The sequence below is a fragment of the Citrobacter sp. RHBSTW-00881 genome, from assembly GCF_013728515.1.
Classification (GTDB): Bacteria; Pseudomonadota; Gammaproteobacteria; order Enterobacterales; family Enterobacteriaceae; genus Citrobacter; species Citrobacter braakii.
Genome location: NZ_CP056269.1, coordinates 1,317,403 through 1,338,694, shown reverse-complemented (window position 1 = coordinate 1,338,694; position 21,292 = coordinate 1,317,403). Strand labels below are relative to the sequence as shown.

At 53.7% G+C, this 21,292-nt stretch carries 17 protein-coding genes and 2 pseudogenes; 7 read left to right on the top strand and 12 right to left on the bottom strand.

Going from position 1 to position 21,292, the window contains the following annotated elements; all coding sequences use genetic code 11:
- Positions 1-90 precede the first annotated feature (90 nt).
- Positions 91-1,284: an ROK family transcriptional regulator gene (locus HV311_RS06375; protein WP_016154034.1), complete on the top strand. Its 1,194-nt coding sequence runs from the start codon at positions 91-93 to the stop codon at positions 1,282-1,284.
- A 58-nt stretch (positions 1,285-1,342) separates the two neighbouring features.
- On the opposite strand, the gene glyA is transcribed toward HV311_RS06375, so the two are convergent.
- Entirely contained in the window at positions 1,343-2,596 is a 1,254-nt protein-coding gene (glyA, locus tag HV311_RS06370; protein WP_003835277.1) for a serine hydroxymethyltransferase, read from the bottom strand.
- A gap of 326 nt (positions 2,597-2,922) precedes the next feature.
- Here glyA and hmpA point away from each other — a divergent pair, with 326 nt between their 5' ends.
- Both hmpA and HV311_RS28200 read left to right on the top strand, forming a co-directional pair.
- Positions 2,923-4,113, top strand: coding sequence for an NO-inducible flavohemoprotein (hmpA, locus tag HV311_RS06365; protein WP_049041525.1), 1,191 nt, complete (start codon positions 2,923-2,925; stop codon positions 4,111-4,113).
- Positions 4,114-4,116: 3 nt separating this feature from the next.
- Positions 4,117-4,212 (top strand): annotated as a pseudogene (locus tag HV311_RS28200) (hypothetical protein); the annotation flags it as partial.
- Here HV311_RS28200 and glnB read toward each other — a convergent pair.
- The 5 genes from glnB to purL form a co-directional block, all read right to left on the bottom strand.
- Positions 4,209-4,547, bottom strand: a complete 339-nt coding sequence (gene glnB, locus HV311_RS06360; protein WP_002914032.1) for a nitrogen regulatory protein P-II — start codon at positions 4,545-4,547, stop codon at positions 4,209-4,211. The pseudogene HV311_RS28200 and the gene glnB sit on opposite strands and share 4 nt — an antisense overlap.
- Positions 4,548-4,607: 60 nt before the next feature.
- Positions 4,608-5,942 (bottom strand): two-component system response regulator GlrR, encoded by a 1,335-nt coding sequence (gene glrR, locus HV311_RS06355; RefSeq protein WP_304412487.1) that lies wholly within the window; start codon positions 5,940-5,942, stop codon positions 4,608-4,610.
- Positions 5,942-6,685: a two-component system QseEF-associated lipoprotein QseG gene (qseG, locus tag HV311_RS06350; protein ID WP_049041523.1), complete on the bottom strand. Its 744-nt coding sequence runs from the start codon at positions 6,683-6,685 to the stop codon at positions 5,942-5,944. Before qseG ends, glrR begins: the two co-directional genes overlap by 1 nt.
- Positions 6,686-6,707: 22 nt before the next feature.
- The gene (gene qseE, locus HV311_RS06345) at positions 6,708-8,138 is read right to left on the bottom strand and encodes a two component system sensor histidine kinase QseE/GlrK (protein ID WP_049282310.1); all 1,431 of its coding nucleotides are present in this window, start codon (positions 8,136-8,138) and stop codon (positions 6,708-6,710) included.
- A gap of 578 nt (positions 8,139-8,716) precedes the next feature.
- Complete coding sequence (gene purL, locus HV311_RS06340) at positions 8,717-12,604, bottom strand: phosphoribosylformylglycinamidine synthase (protein ID WP_191220870.1); 3,888 nt, start codon at positions 12,602-12,604, stop codon at positions 8,717-8,719.
- Between the two features lie 257 nt (positions 12,605-12,861).
- Here purL and mltF point away from each other — a divergent pair, with 257 nt between their 5' ends.
- Positions 12,862-14,412 (top strand): membrane-bound lytic murein transglycosylase MltF, encoded by a 1,551-nt coding sequence (mltF, locus tag HV311_RS06335; protein ID WP_191220869.1) that lies wholly within the window; start codon positions 12,862-12,864, stop codon positions 14,410-14,412.
- A 48-nt stretch (positions 14,413-14,460) separates the two neighbouring features.
- Here the strand turns inward: mltF and tadA are convergent, their stop codons facing one another.
- From tadA to murQ, 4 genes are read right to left on the bottom strand one after another with little or no spacing between them, the layout of a single operon-like run.
- Positions 14,461-14,958, bottom strand: coding sequence for a tRNA adenosine(34) deaminase TadA (gene tadA / locus HV311_RS06330; protein ID WP_016157166.1), 498 nt, complete (start codon positions 14,956-14,958; stop codon positions 14,461-14,463).
- 57 nt (positions 14,959-15,015) lie between these two features.
- Positions 15,016-15,651, bottom strand: coding sequence for a phosphatidylglycerophosphatase C (gene yfhb, locus HV311_RS06325; RefSeq protein ID WP_016157167.1), 636 nt, complete (start codon positions 15,649-15,651; stop codon positions 15,016-15,018).
- Positions 15,652-15,654: 3 nt separating this feature from the next.
- On the bottom strand, positions 15,655-17,019 hold the full coding sequence (locus HV311_RS06320) for a PTS transporter subunit EIIC (protein WP_016157168.1): 1,365 nt from the start codon (positions 17,017-17,019) through the stop codon (positions 15,655-15,657).
- Positions 17,020-17,028: 9 nt separating this feature from the next.
- Positions 17,029-17,922, bottom strand: a complete 894-nt coding sequence (murQ, locus tag HV311_RS06315; RefSeq protein ID WP_016154044.1) for an N-acetylmuramic acid 6-phosphate etherase — start codon at positions 17,920-17,922, stop codon at positions 17,029-17,031.
- 117 nt (positions 17,923-18,039) lie between these two features.
- Between murQ and HV311_RS06310 the strand changes: the two genes are divergently transcribed.
- Positions 18,040-18,888, top strand: a complete 849-nt coding sequence (locus tag HV311_RS06310; protein WP_016154045.1) for a MurR/RpiR family transcriptional regulator — start codon at positions 18,040-18,042, stop codon at positions 18,886-18,888.
- A 244-nt stretch (positions 18,889-19,132) separates the two neighbouring features.
- On the opposite strand, the gene HV311_RS06305 is transcribed toward HV311_RS06310, so the two are convergent.
- On the bottom strand, positions 19,133-19,522 hold the full coding sequence (locus HV311_RS06305; RefSeq protein ID WP_191220868.1) for a HumD family translesion DNA polymerase: 390 nt from the start codon (positions 19,520-19,522) through the stop codon (positions 19,133-19,135).
- Between the two features lie 146 nt (positions 19,523-19,668).
- On the opposite strand from HV311_RS06305, the pseudogene HV311_RS06300 reads away from it, so the two are divergent.
- Both HV311_RS06300 and HV311_RS06295 read left to right on the top strand, forming a co-directional pair.
- Positions 19,669-19,746 (top strand): annotated as a pseudogene (locus tag HV311_RS06300) (DinI family protein); the annotation flags it as partial.
- A 95-nt stretch (positions 19,747-19,841) separates the two neighbouring features.
- Positions 19,842-20,084 carry a DinI family protein gene (locus HV311_RS06295; protein WP_191220867.1) on the top strand — a complete coding sequence of 81 codons (243 nt, stop codon included), beginning with the start codon at positions 19,842-19,844 and terminating at the stop codon, positions 20,082-20,084.
- Positions 20,085-20,097: 13 nt separating this feature from the next.
- Here HV311_RS06295 and HV311_RS27960 read toward each other — a convergent pair whose 3' ends face one another.
- Positions 20,098-21,246 carry a tail fiber domain-containing protein gene (locus HV311_RS27960; protein WP_326928884.1) on the bottom strand — a complete coding sequence of 383 codons (1,149 nt, stop codon included), beginning with the start codon at positions 21,244-21,246 and terminating at the stop codon, positions 20,098-20,100.
- Positions 21,247-21,292: the final 46 nt, after the last annotated feature.

Genomic DNA, 21,292 nt, shown 5'->3' with positions numbered 1-21,292 from the left:
ACTGGAGTGAAATAATGAGAGCAGTGTAATGGACAGAATTACGGGTTTTACGCACAATAATCACGCAATTTAGTTAACTAGGTTTAGTGTATGAAAGCCTGCATTAACAATCAGCAAATTCGCCATTACAACAAGGGTGTGCTGCTGGAGTACCTGTATCGCAAGAAACGAGCCAGCAAATCGACCCTCGCCCGACTGGCACAAATCTCGATTCCTGCCGTCAGCAATATTCTTCAGGAGCTGGAGGAAGAGGGACGCGTCGTAAATGTACCGGACGACCGTCTGTCACGCGGCCATAGCAGCGGTGCCTGGCTTATCGCCCCGGAGGGTGACTGGACCTTATGCATGAACATCACGCCAACCAGTATCGAGTGCCAGCTTGGCAACGCCTGCCTGAGTCCAAAAGGCGACGTTGAATACCATGCGATTGACGCCCCCCATCCCCAGGCATTACTCGCGGCCATTGAGAAATGCTGGCATCAGTACCGTAAAAATTGGCCTAATCGAAAAATCAATCTGGCGTTGGCGGTTCATGGACAGGTTGATGCGGGAACGGGCGTATCGCAGACGATGCCGCAGGCGCCCTGGAAACAGCCCGTGGAGTTGAAATACCTGCTGGAAGAAAAACTCAACGTGCGCGTCATGGTCGATAACGATTGTGTGATGCTGGCGCTGGCGGAAAAATGGCAAAACGACGGTCAGTATCGGGACTTTTGCGTCATCAATGTCGATTATGGTATTGGCTCCTCATTTGTTATCAACGACCAGGTATGGCGCGGCAGTCTCTACGGCAGCGGACAAATCGGGCACACGATTATCAACCCTGATGGCGTAGCCTGCGATTGTGGTCGATACGGTTGTCTGGAAACCGTAGCGTCCCTCAGCGCGCTAAAAAAACAGGCGAGAATGTGGTTAAAAACGCGCCCCGATCTCGCTGATAATCCTGAAGCACTAACCATTGATGCCTTGATTGAAAAATGGCAACAGGGGGATTTACGCCTTCATGCCTGGGTTGAAGACTCGGCCAACGCCATCGGACTTAGTCTCTACAACTTCCTGAATACCTTAAATATAAATAATATTTTGTTATACGGCCGCAGCTGTGGCTTTGGGGAAGAGTGGCTGAATATCATCATCAGGCAGACGGGATTTAACCCCTTCGATCATCGTGACGCGACTCGCACCAGAGCAACCCAAATCGGCTTTGGCAAGCTGAGCCGCGCACAACAGCTGATGGGAATTGGTTATCTGTATGTGGAGGAGCAACTACAGACGATTCGTTGACCGGGATGAGCATTAAAAAAGGCCGCATCAGCGGCCTTTCGTTTTGCGTTAAGCAGAATTACGCGTAAACCGGGAAGCGTGCGCAGATATCCAGAACTTTACCTTTGACGCGCTCGATAACGGCTTCGTCATTGATGTTGTCCAGAACGTCACACATCCAGCCAGCCAGCTCTTTCACTTCCGCTTCTTTAAAGCCACGGCGAGTTACAGCCGGAGAACCGATACGGATACCGGAAGTCACAAACGGGCTCTTCGGATCGTTCGGCACGCTGTTTTTGTTAACAGTGATGTTAGCACGACCCAGTGCGGCGTCAGCTTCTTTACCGGTCAGGTTTTTATCAACCAGATCCAGCAGGAACAGGTGGTTTTCAGTACCGCCAGAAACCACTTTGTAGCCACGGTTCAGGAACACTTCCACCATCGCTTTGGCGTTTTTGGCAACCTGCTGCTGGTAAACCTTAAACTCAGGCTCCATCGCTTCTTTCAGCGCCACGGCTTTCGCCGCGATCACGTGCATCAGCGGGCCGCCCTGTGCGCTTGGGAACACCGCGGAGTTCAGCTTTTTGTACAGCTCTTCGTCACCGCCTTTCGCCAGGATCAGGCCGCCGCGCGGACCTGCCAGGGTTTTGTGGGTGGTGGTGGTCACTACGTGTGCGTGTGGAACCGGGTTCGGGTAAACGCCTGCGGCGATCAGGCCCGCAACGTGCGCCATGTCAACGAACAGGTATGCGCCAATGCTGTCGGCGATTTCACGCATTTTTGCCCAATCAACAACGCCGGAGTAAGCAGAGAAGCCGCCGATGATCATCTTCGGCTTGTGCTCTTTGGCCTGCTTAGCCATATCTTCGTAGTCAATTTTACCGGACTCATCAATACCGTAAGGGATGATGTTGTACAGCTTGCCAGAGAAGTTAACCGGGGAACCGTGAGTCAGGTGGCCGCCTTGCGCCAGGTTCATACCCAGAACGGTATCACCCGGTTGCAGCAGAGCGGTGTAAACAGCGAAGTTAGCCTGGGAGCCGGAGTGCGGCTGTACGTTAGCGTAGTCAGCGCCAAACAGCTCTTTTGCACGATCGATAGCCAATTGCTCAACGATATCAACGTACTCACAACCGCCGTAGTAGCGCTTGCCCGGATAACCTTCAGCGTATTTGTTGGTCAGCTGAGAACCCTGCGCCTGCATAACACGCGGGCTGGTGTAGTTTTCGGAGGCGATCAGTTCGATGTGCTCTTCCTGACGTACTTTTTCCTGCTCCATAGCCTGCCACAGTTCGGCATCATAATCGGCAATGTTCATTTCACGCTTTAACATCCGCATCTCCTGACTCAGCTAACAATAGAATTTCGGCCTAAAAAGGCAGTCCCGTTGGACGACGGCGAACAGTATAACCGAATCATTCTTCGATAACAGGTCTTGACAAAGGATTTTACGCAAACGATTACCTTCACGGCACGCAAGGCTTTGGAGAACAAAGGTCTGCTGAATTTCAACGGATTTCTTTTCAGGTTTGTGATGCAGATTTTTCACGATGTAACCTTTACAACGCAAAGTTACAAAGAACCATTTACAATGCAGGGGTATTTTTTATAAGATGCATTTGACATACATCATTAAAATTTCAGATAAAGGAAGACCGTATGCTTGACGCACAAACCATCGCTACAGTGAAAGCCACCATTCCCCTGCTGGTTGAAACAGGCCCGAAGCTGACCGCCCATTTCTACGATCGCATGTTTACGCATAACCCAGAGCTGAAAGAAATCTTCAACATGAGTAACCAGCGTAATGGCGATCAGCGGGAAGCACTGTTTAACGCTATTGCCGCGTATGCCAGCAATATCGAGAACCTGGCGGCGCTGTTGCCTGCCGTTGAGAAAATCGCGCAGAAGCATACCAGCTTCCAAATTAAGCCGGAGCAGTACAACATCGTAGGTGGCCATTTGCTGGCAACGCTGGACGAAATGTTCAGTCCGGGCCAGGAAGTTCTGGATGCATGGGGCAAAGCATACGGCGTGCTGGCGAACGTTTTCATCAACCGTGAAGCGCAGATCTACAGCGAAAATGCCAATAAAAATGGCGGCTGGGAAGGTACCCGTCCTTTCCGCATCGTGGCAAAAACCCCACGCAGTGCGCTTATCACCAGCTTTGAATTTGAACCTGTCGACGGTGGCGCAGTGGCTGAATATCATCCGGGGCAATACCTGGGCGTCTGGCTGAAGCCGGAAGGTTTCCCGCATCAGGAAATTCGTCAGTACTCACTGACCCGTAAACCCGATGGCAAAGGCTACCGTATTGCCGTGAAGCGTGAAGACGGTGGTCAGGTTTCCACCTGGCTGCACAACCATGCGAATGTGGGCGACGTCGTTCACTTAGCTGCACCTGCGGGCGATTTCTTTATGGACGTTGCGACCGATACCCCAGTGTCTCTGATTTCAGCAGGCGTGGGTCAAACCCCGATGCTGGCGATGCTGGATACGCTGGCAAAAGCGAATCATACGGCGCAGGTTAACTGGTTCCACGCGGCAGAAAATGGCGATGTACATGCCTTTGCCGATGAAGTGAATGAACTGGGCAAAACGCTGCCACGCTTTAGCGCACACACCTGGTATCGTGAGCCAACCGAAGCCGATCGCGCGAAAGGTGCGTTTGATAGCGTTGGTCTGATGGATTTGAACAAACTGGAAGGCGCAATCAGCGATCCGGCGATGCAGTTTTATCTGTGCGGTCCGGTTGGCTTTATGCAGTTTGCCGCGAAGCAGCTGATCGGCCTGGGCGTGAAAAACGAGAACATTCATTACGAATGCTTCGGCCCGCATAAAGTCTTGTAATTACTCATGCCGGATGGCGCTGCGCTTATCAGGCCTACGGGATATTGTAGGCCTGATAAGGTGTTTACACCGCCATCCGGCAAGCACGGCGCGGCTTAGATTGCCGCGTCGTCTTCTTCACCGGTGCGAATACGAATCACGCGTGCCACGTCGAAGACAAAAATCTTACCGTCACCGATTTTACCGGTCTGGGCAGTACGAATAATGGTGTCGACGCAGGTATCGACGATGTCGTCGGTGACCACAATTTCAATTTTTACCTTCGGCAGAAAATCCACCATATATTCCGCACCACGGTACAGCTCAGTATGGCCTTTCTGACGGCCAAACCCTTTCACTTCTGTTACAGTCATACCGGTAATGCCGACTTCAGCCAGCGCTTCGCGGACGTCGTCCAGCTTGAAGGGTTTAATAATCGCATCAATCTTTTTCATGCTATTCCTTGAAAAGGTCGCCTGTCTTTTGATCGAATAAAACTAACATAATCCGCAGATTTATTCTTTGAAATCGTTTGCATCCAGCTCATGGCGAGAGAGCAACTTGTAGAATTCGGTGCGGTTGCGCCCCGCCATTCGCGCCGCATGAGTCACATTGCCCTTGGTGATTTGCAACAGCTTACGCAGGTAGTTGAGTTCAAACTGGTTACGCGCTTCAACAAAGGTCGGCAGCGCGGTGTTCTCCCCTTCCAGCGCCTGCTCCACCAGCGCGTCGCTGATCACCGGCGAAGAGGTCAACGCCACGCACTGCTCAATCACGTTAACCAACTGACGCACGTTACCAGGCCAACTGGCGGTCATTAGTCGTTTCATGGCATCGGTAGAAAAGGCGCGCACGAACGGTTTGTGTCGTTCAGCAGACTGGCGCAGCAGATGGTTTGCCAGCAGCGGAATATCTTCCGTACGCTCGGCCAGCGCCGGGATCTTCAGGCTCACCACGTTGAGGCGATAGTACAAATCTTCGCGAAATTCCCCCCGAGCCATCGCTTTGGGTAAATCACGGTGGGTCGCGGAAACGATCCGCACATCAATATCGATATCGCGGTTACTGCCCAGCGGCCTGACTTTTCGCTCCTGCAATACACGTAGCAATTTAACCTGCAACGGCGCGGGCATATCGCCAATCTCATCGAGAAACAGCGTCCCGCCTTCCGCGGCCTGAAATAGCCCTTCACGATTGCTCACCGCGCCGGTAAAGGCGCCGCGCGCATGACCAAACAGCTCAGACTCCAGCAGTTGTTCCGGCAATGCGCCACAGTTAATGGCAATAAAAGGCTTGTGGCTGCGCGGGCTGGCGTTATGAATGGCCTGGGCAAAAACTTCTTTCCCGGTTCCGCTTTGGCCGTTGATCAATACGCTTACGTCCGATTGCGCCACCATGCGCGCCTGTTCTAGCAGGCGCAGCATCAGTGGGCTGCGGGTGACGATGGACTCACGCCAGCTGTCATCAGCGGCAGGCGCAGACTGTTCCAACGCCCCGTCGATCGCATGGTATAACGCGTCTTTATCCACCGGCTTAGTGAGAAAGCTGAACACCCCTTGCTGAGTCGCCGCAACGGCGTCGGGGATGGAACCGTGAGCGGTGAGGATAATAACCGGCATTCCCGGCTGCACTTTCTGGATTTCAGTAAACAGCTGCATGCCGTCCATTTCATCCATGCGCAGATCGCTAATAACCAGATCCACTTTTTCACGGTTCAGCACTCGTAGCCCTTCCTGCCCGCTTTCTGCGGTTACGACGCTGTAGCCTTCGCTGGTCAGGCGCATTCCAAGTAATTTCAACAGGCCGGGATCGTCATCCACCAGCAGCAGATGCGCGGGCTTACGGCTTATCATGGCGTGACCTCATCGGCAGACGGCGCTGCGCCTTCCTCGTTATCAGGTGGGGTGAGTTTATCGTTCCCGTGCGGCGCATCAGGGTTGTAACTACCGGCAGGTTTGCGCGTAGAAAGCTGGCGTTCAATATCGGTTAGATTCTCCAGCTTGCGGGTCGTGAGATCGAGCTGAGACTGCAAATGTTGCTGCTGCTGACGTAGCGTATCAAGATCGCTGTCTGACGCCTGCTGAAGCTTGCTGTAGCGCATACGCTCTTCGGCCAGTTGCAACTGCAACGTCTGACTGCTGCGCCAGACCTGATACAGCGGGCGTACCTGTGGCGGAATTTGCGGGCTTAATGCGTCGAGGCGCGTAACCGTCTCCCGCCTTTCAGGCGGCGTAATGTTGGCGTTATCAAGCAGAATCCCGCGCCTGAAAGCCCCCTGCCAGGTATCAGGCATCATCGTGCTGGCTTCACTACGCGCCTGTACCGGCATCAGGCGATTGGCGCAATCCATCGCCCGCAGCCAGTACAGCGGATTGGTCTCTGTGGGCTGACCAGACAGCGACCAGATATCGCTACAGTCGGTTGCAAGGTAGTCCGCCAGTTGATGAGGCGGAATTTTCTCCTGCGAGGGGTCGCCGATAATATGATTCACCGCGTTCGGGACGCAGCCTACCAGCGCCAGACACGGCAGGCTTGCGAGGATGACGCGACGAAAAAAATGTCGTTTAAGCATTCGGACAACAACGTATGGCATACTCACCAGACTTAGGTTTATTTTAGTGATTTTTCGCTGCAGATAGCGGCAGTTCTATGCGAAAACAAACGTTTTGCGCATGCTCATCAACCAGATACAGTTTGCCCCGCATACGGCGGATGCAATCTCTGGCAATGCTCAGCCCCAACCCGCTTCCTTTTACCGCCCCTTTTCGCTGATGGCTACCCTGGAAAAAAGGCTCGAAGATCATGGTCTGTTCTGCTTCTGGAATCGGTGTGCCGGTATTCATTACATCAATGTATACCATTGAGCCATGCAAACTGCTGCGGATCCAAATGTTACCGGATTCAGCGCCATAGTGCACCGCATTGGAATAAAGATTGTCCAGCACGCTCATCAATAGCATCGGTTCTGCCAGGCAGGCGTTCACCGCAAGCGCAACATCAGTATGTATCATTTTGGCGCGAGCGGGCAGGCTATGTGCAGAAACAACGCTTTCCACCAGCGGCGCGATTTCCACTCGTTCAAGCTCAACCTCGTCATCCGCCAGCTTGCGGTTGTAATCGAGCAGTTGCTCAATCAGTTTTTGCAGGTTGCGGCTACTGTCATCGAGAATACCGACCACCTCTTTTTGCTCTGGCGTTAACGGCCCAACGACCTGATCGGCTAACAGCTCAGTACCTTCGCGCATACTCGCCAGAGGCGTTTTCAGCTCATGAGACAGGTGGCGTAAAAACTGATGTCGTTGTGACTCCAGCCAGGAGAGACGTTCGCTCAGCCAGATAATGCGCTGCCCCACGGACCGCAGCTCCCGGGGTCCCGTAAATAATACGCTATCGCCCAGCGAGCGCCCTTCCCCCAGACGATTGATCATTTTTTCTATGCCCTTCACCGGACCGATTATCATGCGGGTAAACAGCAACACCATCGCCAGGCTGACAAGAAACAGCACCAGCGCCTGCCAGCCAAAGAACTGCCCACGTTCGGCGATTTCCTGCTGTAGCTGCTGCCCACGAGAAAAGACGACCGTGCGCGTCGCTTGTACCATTTCAGTATTGGCACTGGCGAAAGCGTCCAGCCGCGCCGCCGCCACGCTGTCAGGACCGCTGTTAGTGCACTGCAACTGCGCGAGATCGTTGAGGTCCTGACGCAATGCCTGATAAAGCTTGGTATCCGGCAACACGCCCGCATGCGCATCCAGCATGTCGCTGTAGCGTTTACGTTGGCTCTGGTAAACCTTAGCCAGCGTTGGGTCATCAAGCACACAGTATTGCCGGTAGCTTCGCTCCATCTCCAGCGCGGCATTGGTCATCGCTTCACTGCGTCTGGCGTCAATCAGCGTGGTTTGGTTCGTCAGCGCCGCCTGCGCGCTCAGGGCATTCAGACTTTGCCACGCCTGCCAGGCCAAAACTAACAACGGCAGCAGGATAAGCAAAAATGCCAACGTAACCAATTGACGTAGAGATCGGGGGAAAACAGACCAGCGCTTCAAGGCGTTACTCTCAATGGACAGGAATAGGTTGATGCTAACTGAGGGGAACGTCAGATACAACAAAGCCGGGATTAACCCGGCTTTGTTGTGGAATAAGGCGGTGCCTAACTCGACGTTTCGCCCGAAGGTTGATATGAGCGATGCTAATATCAGATGTTGGACGGCAGGCACCTTGTTGTGCGTCATTCGAAGTTTATGTAGCACGTCCCGAAGGGGCTGACATAAGAAGGTGAATGAGCCACTGGGTTATATTATGCAGCATCTGTGCCAATATTCAAAACACTTTATTAACACAATGATAAATATAGAAAATGTTCTTATTCATATGAAAAATGATTTTGGCTATTTTTCACCCTTACTGTCTCCAATCAACAACACTTGCAGCACTTAAAAACAAATTCATTGTAAATCATATAATTAAGTGTCTCTTTTTGACGACAGCATCACCCCGCCTATGTCGGGATTTCCCGACACTTAAACGCATTGTCGGATAGCCGCATAATTCCCTTATCCGGCATACAAAATGACAGACAAAAAAAAGCCCCTCACGCGGAGGGGCTTAAGGGTTATCGAGCTGATTACCCGAGCTGTTTACGCGCGTTGCGGAAGATACGCATCCACGGGCTGTCCTCGCCCCAGTTTTCCGGGTGCCAGGAGTTGCTCACGGTACGGAATACACGTTCCGGGTGCGGCATCATAATGGTGACGCGACCATTTTCAGTAGTAACGGCAGTAATTCCGTTCGGCGAACCGTTCGGGTTAGCCGGGTAGGTCTCGGTCACCTTACCGAAGTTATCAACGTAGCGCAGCGCCACCAGTCCCTTACTCTCCAGCGCGGCCAGATGCGCGCCGTCACGCACTTCCACACGGCCTTCACCGTGAGAAACGGCAATCGGCATCATCGAACCAACCATATCAGCAAGCAGTAAAGACGGGCTTTGCGTCACTTCGACCAGGCTGAAGCGGGCTTCAAAACGATCGGAGTGGTTACGCACAAAGCGTGGCCACAGCTCGCTTCCCGGGATCAGTTCACGCAGGTTAGACATCATCTGGCAACCGTTACACACCCCGAGCGCCAGCGTTTGCGGGCGATGGAAGAAGGTTTCGAACTCATCGCGGACGCGGTTGTTGAACAGAATCGACTTCGCCCAGCCTTCCCCTGCGCCGAGCACATCGCCGTAAGAGAAACCGCCACAGGCTACCAGCGCCTGGAAGTTACCCAGACCGATGCGTCCGCCCAGCAGGTCGCTCATATGCACATCGATGGCGTCAAAGCCCGCACGGTGGAAGGCAGCAGCCATTTCAACGTGGGAGTTCACGCCCTGCTCGCGCAGCACGGCCACTTTTGGACGCGCGCCGGTAGCGATGTACGGGGCGGCAACATCTTCGTTGATATCAAACGACAGTTTAACGTTGAGGCCAGGATCGGCATCGTTGGTTTTCGCGTCGTGTTCCTGATCGGCACACTCCGGGTTGTCGCGCAGACGCTGCATCTGCCAGGTGGTTTCCGCCCACCACATGCGCAGCGTGGTGCGGCTTTCGCTGAACACCGGCTGACCGTTGGCGCTCAGGGTGAAACGGTCACCCGTTACCGCCTGGCCAAGATAGTGCACGCAATCTGCCAGGCCATGTTGTGCCAGCAACACCTCAACCGCTTCACGGTCAGCAGCGCGAACCTGGATCACTGCGCCCAGCTCTTCATTAAACAGCGCCGCCAGACGATCGTCACCCAACGAGTGGATATCAGCGTCAATACCGCAGTGACCGGTGAAGGCCATTTCCGCCAGCGTAACCAGCAGTCCGCCGTCGGAACGGTCATGGTAGGCCAGCAGCTTACGCTGCGCGACCAGCGCCTGAATGGCGTCGTAGAAGCCTTTCAGTTGCTCAACGTTACGCACGTCGGCAGGCTTGTCGCCCAGTTGACGATAAACCTGTGCCAGCGCCGTCGCGCCCAGCGCGTTGTGACCAAGACCGAGGTCAATCAGCAGCAGGGCGTTGTCTTCAGTAGAGAGCTGTGGGGTTATCGTGCGGCGCACGTCTTCCACGCGGGCAAAGGCGGTGATCACCAGCGACAGCGGCGAAGTCATTTCACGCTGCTCATTACCTTCCTGCCAGCGGGTTTTCATCGACATAGAGTCTTTGCCCACCGGAATAGTCAGGCCAAGCGCCGGACATAATTCTTCCCCAACGGCTTTTACCGCTTCGTACAGCCCGGCATCTTCACCGGGGTGACCCGCAGCCGCCATCCAGTTGGCCGACAGTTTAATGCGTTTGATATTGCCAATCTGCGTTGCCGCAATGTTAGTCAGCGCTTCACCTACCGCCAGACGCGCAGAGGCCGAGAAATCCAGTAGCGCAACTGGCGCACGCTCACCGATAGACATCGCTTCACCGTAGTAGCTATCCAGGCTTGCGGTGGTGACCGCGCAGTTGGCTACCGGGATCTGCCACGGACCAACCATCTGGTCACGCGCCACCATGCCGGTAACGGTACGGTCGCCGATCGTCACGAGGAACGTTTTCTCAGCGACAGTCGGCAGATGCAGCACGCGGTTAACCGCATCTGCAATCGAGATTTCGCCACGATTCAGGGCGTCGCCTTTGGCTTTCAGCGTCTGCACATCGCGAGTCATTTTCGGGGTTTTACCCAGCAGCACATCCAGCGGCATGTCGATCGGCTGGTTATCGAAGTGGCTGTCGCTCAGTGTGAGATGCTGTTCTTCGGTGGCCTCACCGATCACCGCATACGGCGCGCGCTCGCGCTTACACAGTTCGTCAAACAGCGGTAGCTGGTCAGCGGCAACCGCCAGCACATAACGCTCCTGGGATTCGTTACACCAGATTTCCAGCGGGCTCATACCCGGCTCGTCGCTAAGGATATCGCGCAGCTGGAACTTACCGCCGCGACCGCCATCGCTTACCAACTCCGGCATGGCGTTAGACAGACCGCCTGCGCCAACGTCATGGATAAACAGGATCGGGTTCACATCGCCCATCTGCCAGCAGCGGTCGATAACTTCCTGGCAACGACGTTCCATTTCCGGGTTGTCGCGCTGTACCGAAGCGAAATCAAGATCGGCATCAGACTGGCCGGAAGCCATAGAGGAGGCCGCCCCGCCGCCAAGCCCGATGTTCATCGCCGGGCCGCCGAGGACGATCAGCTTGGCGCCAACGACGATCTCACCTTTTTGCACGTGATCGGCACGGATGTTACCGATCCCGCCCGCCAGCATGATCGGTTTATGGTAACCGCGTAGCTCTTCGCCGTTGTGGCTGTTGACCTTTTCTTCGTAGGTGCGGAAGTAGCCGGTCAGCGCCGGGCGACCGAATTCGTTGTTAAACGCCGCGCCGCCCAACGGACCTTCGGTCATGATATCGAGCGCGGTAACAATACGGTCCGGCTTACCAAAGTCTTCTTCCCACGGCTGTTCAAAGCCAGGAATACGCAGGTTGGAAACGGAGAAGCCCACCAGCCCGGCTTTCGGTTTTGCACCGCGACCGGTTGCACCCTCGTCGCGGATTTCGCCGCCGGAGCCGGTAGCCGCGCCCGGCCACGGAGAGATAGCCGTCGGGTGGTTGTGGGTTTCAACCTTCATCAGGATGTGGGCTGGCTCCTGATGGAAATCGTAGCGGCCGGTTTTGTGGTCGGCAAAGTAGCGCCCCACTTCAGAACCTTCCATTACCGCGGCGTTGTCTTTATAAGCAGACAGCACGTGGTCCGGCGTAGTTTCGAAAGTGTTTTTGATCATCTTGAACAACGACTTGGGCTGCTGTTTACCGTCGATAACCCAGTCGGCGTTAAAAATTTTGTGGCGGCAGTGCTCAGAGTTAGCCTGCGCAAACATGTACAGTTCAATGTCGTTCGGGTTGCGTCCCAGTTTGGTAAACGCATCCTGCAGATAGTCGATTTCGTCTTCCGCCAGCGCCAGACCGAGACGCTGGTTAGCGTCGATCAGCGCCTGGCGTCCCTCACCCAGCAGATCAACACTGGAGACCGGCGCAGGCTGGTGATGGACAAACAGTTTTTCGGCATCGTTCAGCGCAGAGAAAACCGTTTCCATCATGCGGTCGTGCAGTTCGTCGGCAACCATCTGCCACTGCTCAGCGGTCAGCGTAGAGGCTTCTACATACCAGGCAATGCCACGTTCCAGACGGCTAATCTGTTGCAGGCCGCAGTTGTGGGCAATATCAGTCGCTTTAGAAGACCACGGGGAGATGGTGCCAGGGCGAGGCGTAACCAGCAGCAGTTTGCCTTCAGGGGCATGGCTGTGAAGAGCAGGACCATATTTCAGCAGGCGTACAAGCTGGGCGTGCTCATCCTCATTCAACGGTGCATTCAGATCGGCAAAATGGACGTACTCGGCGTAAATATTGTGGACCTGGAGGTTGGCAGCCTGAAAACGTGCCAGCAGTTTGTTAATACGGAATGCAGACAGTGCAGGTGAACCACGCAGAATTTCCATCATAAGTCTCTCGTCTTCTAAGCTTTCGGTGTGCCCAAGTGGGGGAAACGGGCGTCATTATAAAGAATCTACCGCGCCGACGAAACCGTTTGCGTCGAAATAAAATCACGACCTTCTCTTATCATCAAATGCGGTCTGGTTTCTGAATAAGTTGCCAACTGACGCAAGTTTAAGCAAAATGCCGCTCATTAATGACGACTTCACTTCTTAATCATCACCACAGCAGGCAGAGACAACGTACGGTTCAGAGAATTAACTAATTGAAAAAATTAAAGATTAATTATCTGTTCATCGGCATATTAACGCTGTTGTTGGCAGCGGCCCTCTGGCCATCTATTCCCTGGTTCGGTAAAGCCGAAAATCGTATCGCCGCCATTCAGTCGCGGGGAGAACTGCGCGTCAGTACCCTCGACTCGCCATTAACTTACGCGACCCTCAACGGCAAGAAATTCGGCCTGGATTATGAACTGACTCAGGCGTTCGCCAACTACCTGGGCGTGAAGTTAAAAGTCACCGTGCGCCAGAACATCAGCCAGCTCTTTGACGACCTGGATAACGGCCATGCCGATCTGTTAGCCGCAGGCCTGGTATATAACAGCGAGCGGGTGAAAAATTACCAGCCCGGCCCAACCTACTATTCGGTTTCACAACAGTTGGTGTATCGGGTTGGGCAATACCGCCCGCGTACTCTTGCCACCGTGAACGAAAATCAACTGACCATCGCCCCGGGACACGTGGTGGTTAACGATCTCCAGTTGCTTAAAGAGAATAAATTTCCCGATCTGAGCTGGAAGGTGGATGACAAAAAGGGCACTACTGAACTGCTTGATGATGTTATCGCCGGGAAGCTGGATTACACCATTGCCGATTCCGTCGCCATCAGCTTATACCAACGCGTACATCCTGAACTGGCCGTAGCGCTGGACGTATCTGACGAACAGCCGGTGACCTGGTTTAGTCGCCTGGACGATGACAACACGCTGTCTGCCGCCCTGTTGGATTTTTTTAACACCATGAATGAAGACGGCTCTCTGGCGCGGCTGGAAGAAAAGTATCTCGGACATGGCGATGATTTTGACTATGTTGATACCCGCACCTTTTTACGCGCCGTAGACAGCGTATTGCCGGACCTTAAGCCGCTGTTTGAGAAATATGCGCAGGAGATAGACTGGCGACTGCTCGCCGCAATCTCTTATCAGGAGTCACACTGGGACGCGCAGGCTACTTCCCCGACCGGCGTACGCGGGTTGATGATGCTGACCAAAAATACCGCTCAAAGTCTCGGACTGACTGACCGTACCGATGCCGAACAAAGCATCAGCGGCGGCGCACGGTATTTGCAGGATATGATGAGTAAAGTGCCCGATACCGTCCCCGAAGGGGAACGCATCTGGTTTGCGCTCGCAGCCTACAACATGGGTTATGCGCACATGCTGGATGCACGGGCGCTGACAGTGAAAACCAAAGGCAATCCGAACAGCTGGTCCGACGTAAAACAGCGTCTGCCGCTGCTCAGCCAAAAGCCGTATTACAACAAGCTGACCTATGGTTATGCGCGTGGCCACGAAGCCTACGCTTATGTGGAAAATATCCGTAAGTACCAGATTAGCCTGGTGGGGTATCTGCAGGAGAAAGAAAAACGGGCGCTTGAAACGCAGCAACTGGCGCAGGATTACCCGGCGGTGACGCCGGCAGAGCTAATAGGTAAAGATGAATTGCCGCTTTCGGCGTTTCTGTCTCAGACGTCGTCAAATTTCCTGTCGCACTCCCCTTCCCTGCTGTTTTCACCGCAGAAAAAAGAGGACAAGTAGCCTCGTAGGCCTGATAAGCGCAGCGTCATCAGGCAATCAGACCGGCATTTACAAATTGGCGTTTTTTTTCAGCGCTTTGATTTCCTGACGACGCATGCGGAAGAAATCACTGAGCAACGTGGCGCATTCATCCCGTAGCACCCCTTCGGTCACCTCCACCCGATGATTCATTCCAGGGTGATGCAGTACATCCATTAATGACCCGGCAGCCCCCGTTTTCGCATCGCGCGCGCCAAAAACGACCCGGCCGATACGGCTGTGCACCATCGCGCCTGCGCACATCACGCACGGCTCCAGAGTGACATACAGCGTGGTATCCAACAGACGGTAGTTTTGCAGCACCAGGCCGCCCTGACGCAGCGCCATAATTTCAGCGTGGGCAGTCGGATCATGGTGACCAATCGGACGGTTCCAGCCTTCGCCAATCACGCGGTTGTTATGTACCAATACCGCGCCCACCGGGACTTCACGCTCATCCCAGGCGCGCTTAGCCAGCGTTAAAGCATGACGCATCCAGTATTCGTGGCTAAATTCAACTTCAGACAAAGGGGGTAACTCCAGTAATCAAAGCGGGCGCATTATACACAGACGCTATCGTTTACTCTATTCGAGTTGTTGCAGCTCTCCGCGCGGCGTGACGCGCCAGCGATGCTGGCAAAAAGAGAGCAGAGGATTGTCCTGATTACTGTCGCTGTAGCCACTGTAAAGCTGAAGCGGCGCACCAATGTGGCGTTCCAGTTGCGTCACTTTCTCATGGCCCAGACAGCGCAGAGGCAGCACCCACCCGCCGAATCCCCGCGCCATTTTACTGGCGATCAGATTGACACGCGGTAGCCACGGCGTGTCGAAGTACACCTGCTCGACCAGCGACTGCGGGGAGCCAGTAATAAGCCAGATTTCGGCGTCAGAGCTTAACAGGTAGGTTGTCAGCCGCTGCTGAACGAGCGGAAAGGCCGTCACGTTACTGCGAAACCAGCGCACAAAGTCAGCCTGATGCCCTTTCAGACGCGCCTCGCTACGACCAAAAGTGCATCCCCATAACAGCAGGCTCATTGGCCAGCGGGCGGCGCGCCCTTGTATCAGCAGCGCCAGCGCAATCACCGGTAGCAGAGGCAGCACAAGCAACGCGTTCAGCGGCTGGCGACGCAGCAGATAACGTATAAAGCTACCGAACATATCCTGCTGATGTAACGTGCCATCCAAATCAAAAAAAACAACGCGGCGCTGGTGATTGGTCAAACCTTATTCCTCTGGATCGTTGAACCCCAATAGCCAGGTAAACAGGAACCCGGCGATAACTGCTACCAGATAGCCTAACAGATAGAACATCACTTTTCCGGCAACAATCGTCAGTGCCAGCGGCAAACCGGAGATGCCAAAGGTGATAACCGTCGCCACCTTCCAGTAGCTAATCAGCGCCCCGCCTACCGCTCCGCCAAGGCAGGCACCGATAAACGGTTTACCCAACGGCAGCGTGACGCCAAAAATAAGCGGCTCGCCAATACCCAGCAGCCCGACCGGCAGCGCTCCTTTGATCACTTTCTTTAGCCGCGCATTGCGGGTTTTCATCAACACCGCTATCGCAGCCCCTACTTGTCCAACGCCTGCCATCGCCAGGATAGGAAAGAGCGCGTTATAACCGTGCGCCTGTACCAGCTCAACGTGGATGGGCACCAACCCTTGATGAAGTCCGGTGAGCACCAATGGCAGGAAAGTTCCCGCCAGTATGGCACCAACCAGGAAACCGCCGCGGTCGATAGCCCAGGATGCGCCGTGAGCGATAGATTCAGAAATCCAGCCTCCAAGCGGTTGTAGCGCCACAATCGCGATGGCCCCGGTAATGATGGTGGTCAGCAGCGGGTTAAGGATAAGCTCCAGCGATTCCGGCAACAGCTCGCGGAATTTGCGCTCGATCCAACACATCAGCGCAACCACCAGCAGCACTGCGATCACCCCGCCGCGCCCCGGCTGCAACGCTTCGCCAAACAGGGTAATCTGCGCCAGCTGCGGACTGGAGAGGATCCCCGCCATCACCCCACCCATCGCCAGAGAGCCGCCGAAGACTTTGGCGGTATTCACCCCAACCAGAATATTCATGATGGCAAACACGGCGCTACCAAATATGCCCATCAGCCCCAGCATATTCGGATAATGGGTCGCAAAATCCCCCACGATATCCGGTCGCTTAAGGATGTTAATAATGCCGGTAATCAAACCGGAGGCGATAAACGCCGGAATAAGAGGGATAAAGACGTTCGCCAGCTTGCGCAGCGCATCGCTCATTGGCGCTTTGTACTTCGCTTTGGCCTCTGATTTGGTGCGCTCGATATTATTCACATCTGCACGCTCGCCGCCACCGGCAATCAGGGAGCGCATGGCATCCACCACCTTGGCAGCTTTACCGGGGCCGACGATTATCTGATGCTGCGCGCCCTGCTTCACGTAACCGCTAACACCGGGCAGTTGCCTGAGACGGGGAATATCAATCTGATCATCATCCTGAACTTCCACCCTGACGCGGGTCATACAGTTTTCCAGGCGCAGAATATTTTGCTCTCCGCCTACGCCCAGCAGAATGTCGCTGGCCAGCACCGCCGTCTTATCCATATACACCTCTTAGTGTTCTAACGCCGCGCGTAAAAAACCCTGGTGAGCGGCAAGCTTTTCACGGGCGGCAGCGGCATCCAGGCCGGTGAGCGCCATTAAAATCGCTGGCTTAACGTCAAAATCAGTCTGCTTTAACAGCGCTTGCGCCTGTTCACGCGCAATGCCGGTGGCTTCAACCACCATACGACACGCTCGATCGACCAGTTTGACGTTGGTTGCCTGCATATCCACCATCAGGTTCTGGTACACCTTGCCAAATTTCACCATCGCACCGGTGGAGATCATATTGAGCACCAATTTTTGCGCGGTGCCGGATTTCAGTCGTGTTGACCCGGTCAACGCCTCCGGTCCCACCACCGGGGAGATTGCAATATCCGCTTCATGCGCGACAGGAGAATCCGGATTGCAGGAAATAGCCGCCGTCGTACACCCCACCGAACGCGCATATTTCAGCCCGCCAATCACATACGGCGTGCGACCTGAAGCCGCCAGACCAACCACCAGATCCTGTGCGGTAAGGTTGAGTGCGCGCAGATCGTCTTCGCCTAACTGCGGGTTATCTTCCGCGCCTTCTACCGCCTTGAGCAGCGCGCCCGGCCCCCCGGCAATCAGCCCAACCACCAGACCATGCGGTACACCGAAAGTCGGTGGGCACTCAGACGCGTCCAGCACCCCAAGACGCCCGCTGGTACCTGCACCCATGTAAATAATGCGTCCACCGGCTTTTAACGCGTTGGCTGCCGCATCGACCGCGCACGCAACTTGAGGCAGAGTTGCTTTTACTGCTTCCGCTACCAGCGTATCCTGTTGATTAAATCGATGAACCAACTCCAACGTTGAGAGCGCATCCAGATCCATGGTCTGTGGATTGCGGGTTTCTGAAACTAATGCACCGAGATTCATTTTTTGTTCCTTAGGAATTTTTAATTCATAATAATCTGTCATAATGGAATATTATATTCATCCAGGCGAGTGAAATTTTGTTTTGCAATCGCCATCACGTTTTCGCCAGGAGACAGCATGAACTGTTTAATTCGCATTCGTCAGCGTTACCCGGATCTCGCGCAAAGCGATAAAAAACTTGCGGATTATCTTCTTGCTCAGCCGGATACCGCGCGTCATCTCAGCTCACAGCAGCTGGCCTTTGAAGCAGGCGTCAGCCAGTCCAGCGTGGTGAAGTTCGCGCAAAAGATGGGCTTTAAAGGGTTTCCGGCGCTGAAACTGGCGATTAGCGAAGCGTTGGCCAGCAATCCCAACCCTCATTCCATTCCGGTGCATAATCAGATTCGCGGTGACGACCCCATGCGTATGGTGGGCGAAAAACTGATTAAAGAGAACGTGGCGGCGATGCATGCGACGCTGGACGTCAACAGCGAAGAGAAACTGATAGAGAGCGTCACGATGCTGCGCTCAGCCCGGCGCATTATCCTGACCGGGATTGGCGCATCGGGTCTGGTAGCGCAGAATTTTGCCTGGAAACTGCTAAAGATTGGGTTTAACGCGGTGGTTGAACGCGATATGCACGCCCTGCTGGCGGCGGTGCAGGCGCTTTCACCCAACGATCTGCTGCTGGCCATTTCGTATACCGGAGAACGCCGCGAACTCAACCTGGCTGCGGATGAAACGTTGCGCGCCGGAGCCAAAATTCTCGCCATCACCGGATTTACACCTAACGCCCTGCAACAGCGCGCAACTCATTGTCTGTACACGATTGCTGAAGAACAGGCCACGCGCAGCGCAGCGATTTCCTCTACCCATGCGCAAATGATGCTCACTGATTTACTGTTTATGGCGCTGGTGCAGCAAGATCTGGAGCATGCTCCGGAACGCATTCGCCACAGCGAAGCACTGGTAAAAAAACTGGTCTGAGCAAAGAATGCGGGTATAATGCCCGCCCGATTTGTGATGTTTTGAGAGTTTCCTGATGGCCCTGTTAATCACTAAAAAGTGTATCAATTGCGATATGTGAGACAAACAGGAAAAATAACAATATATTCAATATAATAGCAGCATGTGTTATTGATTGCGTTGCTGATTTTTGTAGCAAAAATATATTTAATACAAACCCAGCAACACAAAATTTAAATCGACATAGCAACACATCGCTTGTCGCTTACATCACCGGGCAGTCATCAAACTCCGCGTTCCTGGCATCATTAATGATGTAGGTGATCACCCCGAATATTGGGTGTGAGGAATTGTAGCCATCACCATCATCTGGCAGCGTTTCCCTTCTCCCGTTCTCCAGATTAATCAGGTGGGGTTGTGGATGAGTTCGATATCGCTTGATCCTGAACTCCCCATCGATTGCACATATCAGCAGTGACCCATCGCAGGCAGTAAGTGACGCATCTACCACAAGCAGCGCACCCTGGAGTATCCCTTCCCTGAAATGTGAACGTGATGCACGCATGAAGTAAGTCGCTGCTGGCTGGCTGATAAGCTGCTGATCGAGGGAGATCCTCGTTTCAACGTAATCGCTGGCCGGTGAAGGGAAGCCCATGGCTAAAGTCCTCCGTTTGGATTGAACAGCTGAAAGGTTCGGTTCTCGCCTTCCTGCGTTGATACATCGCGGAATGTTGTCACATAACATTCTATCCAATCATTGGCCTGCTTCATCGTCCAGTGCCAGTTAACCTTACCCAGTTCCTGGACAAACCGCTGTGTGGTGACAGTCTTCCGGCCATTCGGTTCTCGCTGTATCGAAGCATACCAGGCTATTTCAATATCGCTACGTCGTGGCATCATTTACTCCCTCTTGAATACCGGATAAAAACACAGTATAAATACTGTATATCCATCCAGTAAAGAGGCAATGAGCAATGTTCGTGGAACTCGTTTATGACAAAAGGAATTTTGATGGTCTGCCCGGTGCAAAAGATATCATTCTGGGCGAGTTGACCAGGAGGGTTCACCGGATTTTCCCCGATGCTGATGTCCGGGTAAAGCCGATGATGACACTGCCGGCGATCAATACTGACGCCAGCAAGCATGAGAAAGAACAGATAAGCCGTACTGTTCAGGAAATGTTTGAAGAGTCTGATATGTGGCTGATGTCAGACTAAACGCCTCTAACCATCATTTTGCTTCAGTACGGTCCGCTGGTTTCACCCCGGCTTTTTCCTTAAGCTCAGAAATATCATTTTCCAGTGTGGCCACTTTTTTCAGCAGGAACTGGAGCACTGGTGGAACATACCCCATTAACATACTGGTCTGATCCACCGTCTCTACGCCTTCCAGTCCCTCAAACTCATATGGAAGTGTGGAGACAAATCGCGGGTTCACTTCATCAGAGATAATGCCACTGCCTTTCTTCCCGTAAATAAAATCATAATTATAGGTTTTCCAGGACCGTACTTCAGCAATCGCATCCTCCTCCGTTATAAGCTCGATATTTTCTTTTAGCTTACGGTAGGACAGCGGCGCGTACATCTTCGTTAAATACGCCTGTAAATTTGTCGTCCCCGATACGGTCCAGGCCGCGCCCGCAATATCGCCGTTGCTGTTATACAATGCGTTATTTACAGTGAAGCTACCGGATGACGTAAATCGAAAGTAGCTTATTTCAGGCCCCGCCGTGACCTGAATATATGAATACGATCCCCTCGTTTGGTCCACGCGGTGTCTGAACGTTGAATTGTGCGGCGTTAAAACTCCACTAAAACCGGATATAAACCCTGGTGCAGATATGGCGGTATCGCTTGCGGTTGCATTTACGGAGGTTCGAACTTCCCCCGTAACAATTACAGGACTCGTTATAGTTCCACCTGATTTGCCATTTACGGTTCTCAGGCGTGAATCATCAGAATTAACCTTTCCTGACAGGGACTGCGAAAGAGACAGCCACGACGGGCCGGTAAACGTTGATTGGTCAGGTAATTTTACAGTTATTGTCCCGGTACCGCTGAATACCTGCTGCCAGTTCTGTTTGTCGTAGTTCAGACCGAGAAGCGCCTGGGTATTCTGAACGACCATTGCAGCGGTGACCATGTTCAGCGCCACGCGGGGAACGGCAGACCAGGCCGCGCCAGATTGTGTTGGCCCGGTAAAGTTACTGACCAGCGTCAACGCTGTGCCGCTTTCCACTGATTTAATCGGAAGCGTATAGGGAACGCCACCGACAGTGACAACAATGAAATCGCCTGCCGCTACCTCAGTGATAAACGTGGTCCCGCTGCCAGCGACCGCAGCAGAGTTATGCGTCAGGGTTAAAGTTCCTGCTGACATGGGTATCTCCTGAATTCAGATAATAAAAAACCCGCCGGAGCGGGTT

What these genes read in the sequence shown, in the direction of transcription:
- glyA (WP_003835277.1), bottom strand. Translation starts at nt 2,596, where the DNA reads ATGTTAAAGCGTGAAATGAACATTGCCGATTATGATGCCGAACTGTGG.
- purL (WP_191220870.1), bottom strand. Translation starts at nt 12,604, where the DNA reads ATGATGGAAATTCTGCGTGGTTCACCTGCACTGTCTGCATTCCGTATT.
- HV311_RS06305 (WP_191220868.1), bottom strand. Translation starts at nt 19,522, where the DNA reads ATGGGCTTCCCTTCACCGGCCAGCGATTACGTTGAAACGAGGATCTCC.
- HV311_RS06375 (WP_016154034.1), top strand. Translation starts at nt 91, where the DNA reads ATGAAAGCCTGCATTAACAATCAGCAAATTCGCCATTACAACAAGGGT.
- HV311_RS06310 (WP_016154045.1), top strand. Translation starts at nt 18,040, where the DNA reads ATGAACTGTTTAATTCGCATTCGTCAGCGTTACCCGGATCTCGCGCAA.
- HV311_RS06295 (WP_191220867.1), top strand. Translation starts at nt 19,842, where the DNA reads ATGTTCGTGGAACTCGTTTATGACAAAAGGAATTTTGATGGTCTGCCC.
- HV311_RS27960 (WP_326928884.1), bottom strand. Translation starts at nt 21,246, where the DNA reads ATGTCAGCAGGAACTTTAACCCTGACGCATAACTCTGCTGCGGTCGCT.
- glnB (WP_002914032.1), bottom strand. Translation starts at nt 4,547, where the DNA reads ATGAAAAAGATTGATGCGATTATTAAACCCTTCAAGCTGGACGACGTC.
- qseG (WP_049041523.1), bottom strand. Translation starts at nt 6,685, where the DNA reads ATGCCATACGTTGTTGTCCGAATGCTTAAACGACATTTTTTTCGTCGC.
- murQ (WP_016154044.1), bottom strand. Translation starts at nt 17,922, where the DNA reads ATGAATCTCGGTGCATTAGTTTCAGAAACCCGCAATCCACAGACCATG.
- HV311_RS06320 (WP_016157168.1), bottom strand. Translation starts at nt 17,019, where the DNA reads ATGGATAAGACGGCGGTGCTGGCCAGCGACATTCTGCTGGGCGTAGGC.
- hmpA (WP_049041525.1), top strand. Translation starts at nt 2,923, where the DNA reads ATGCTTGACGCACAAACCATCGCTACAGTGAAAGCCACCATTCCCCTG.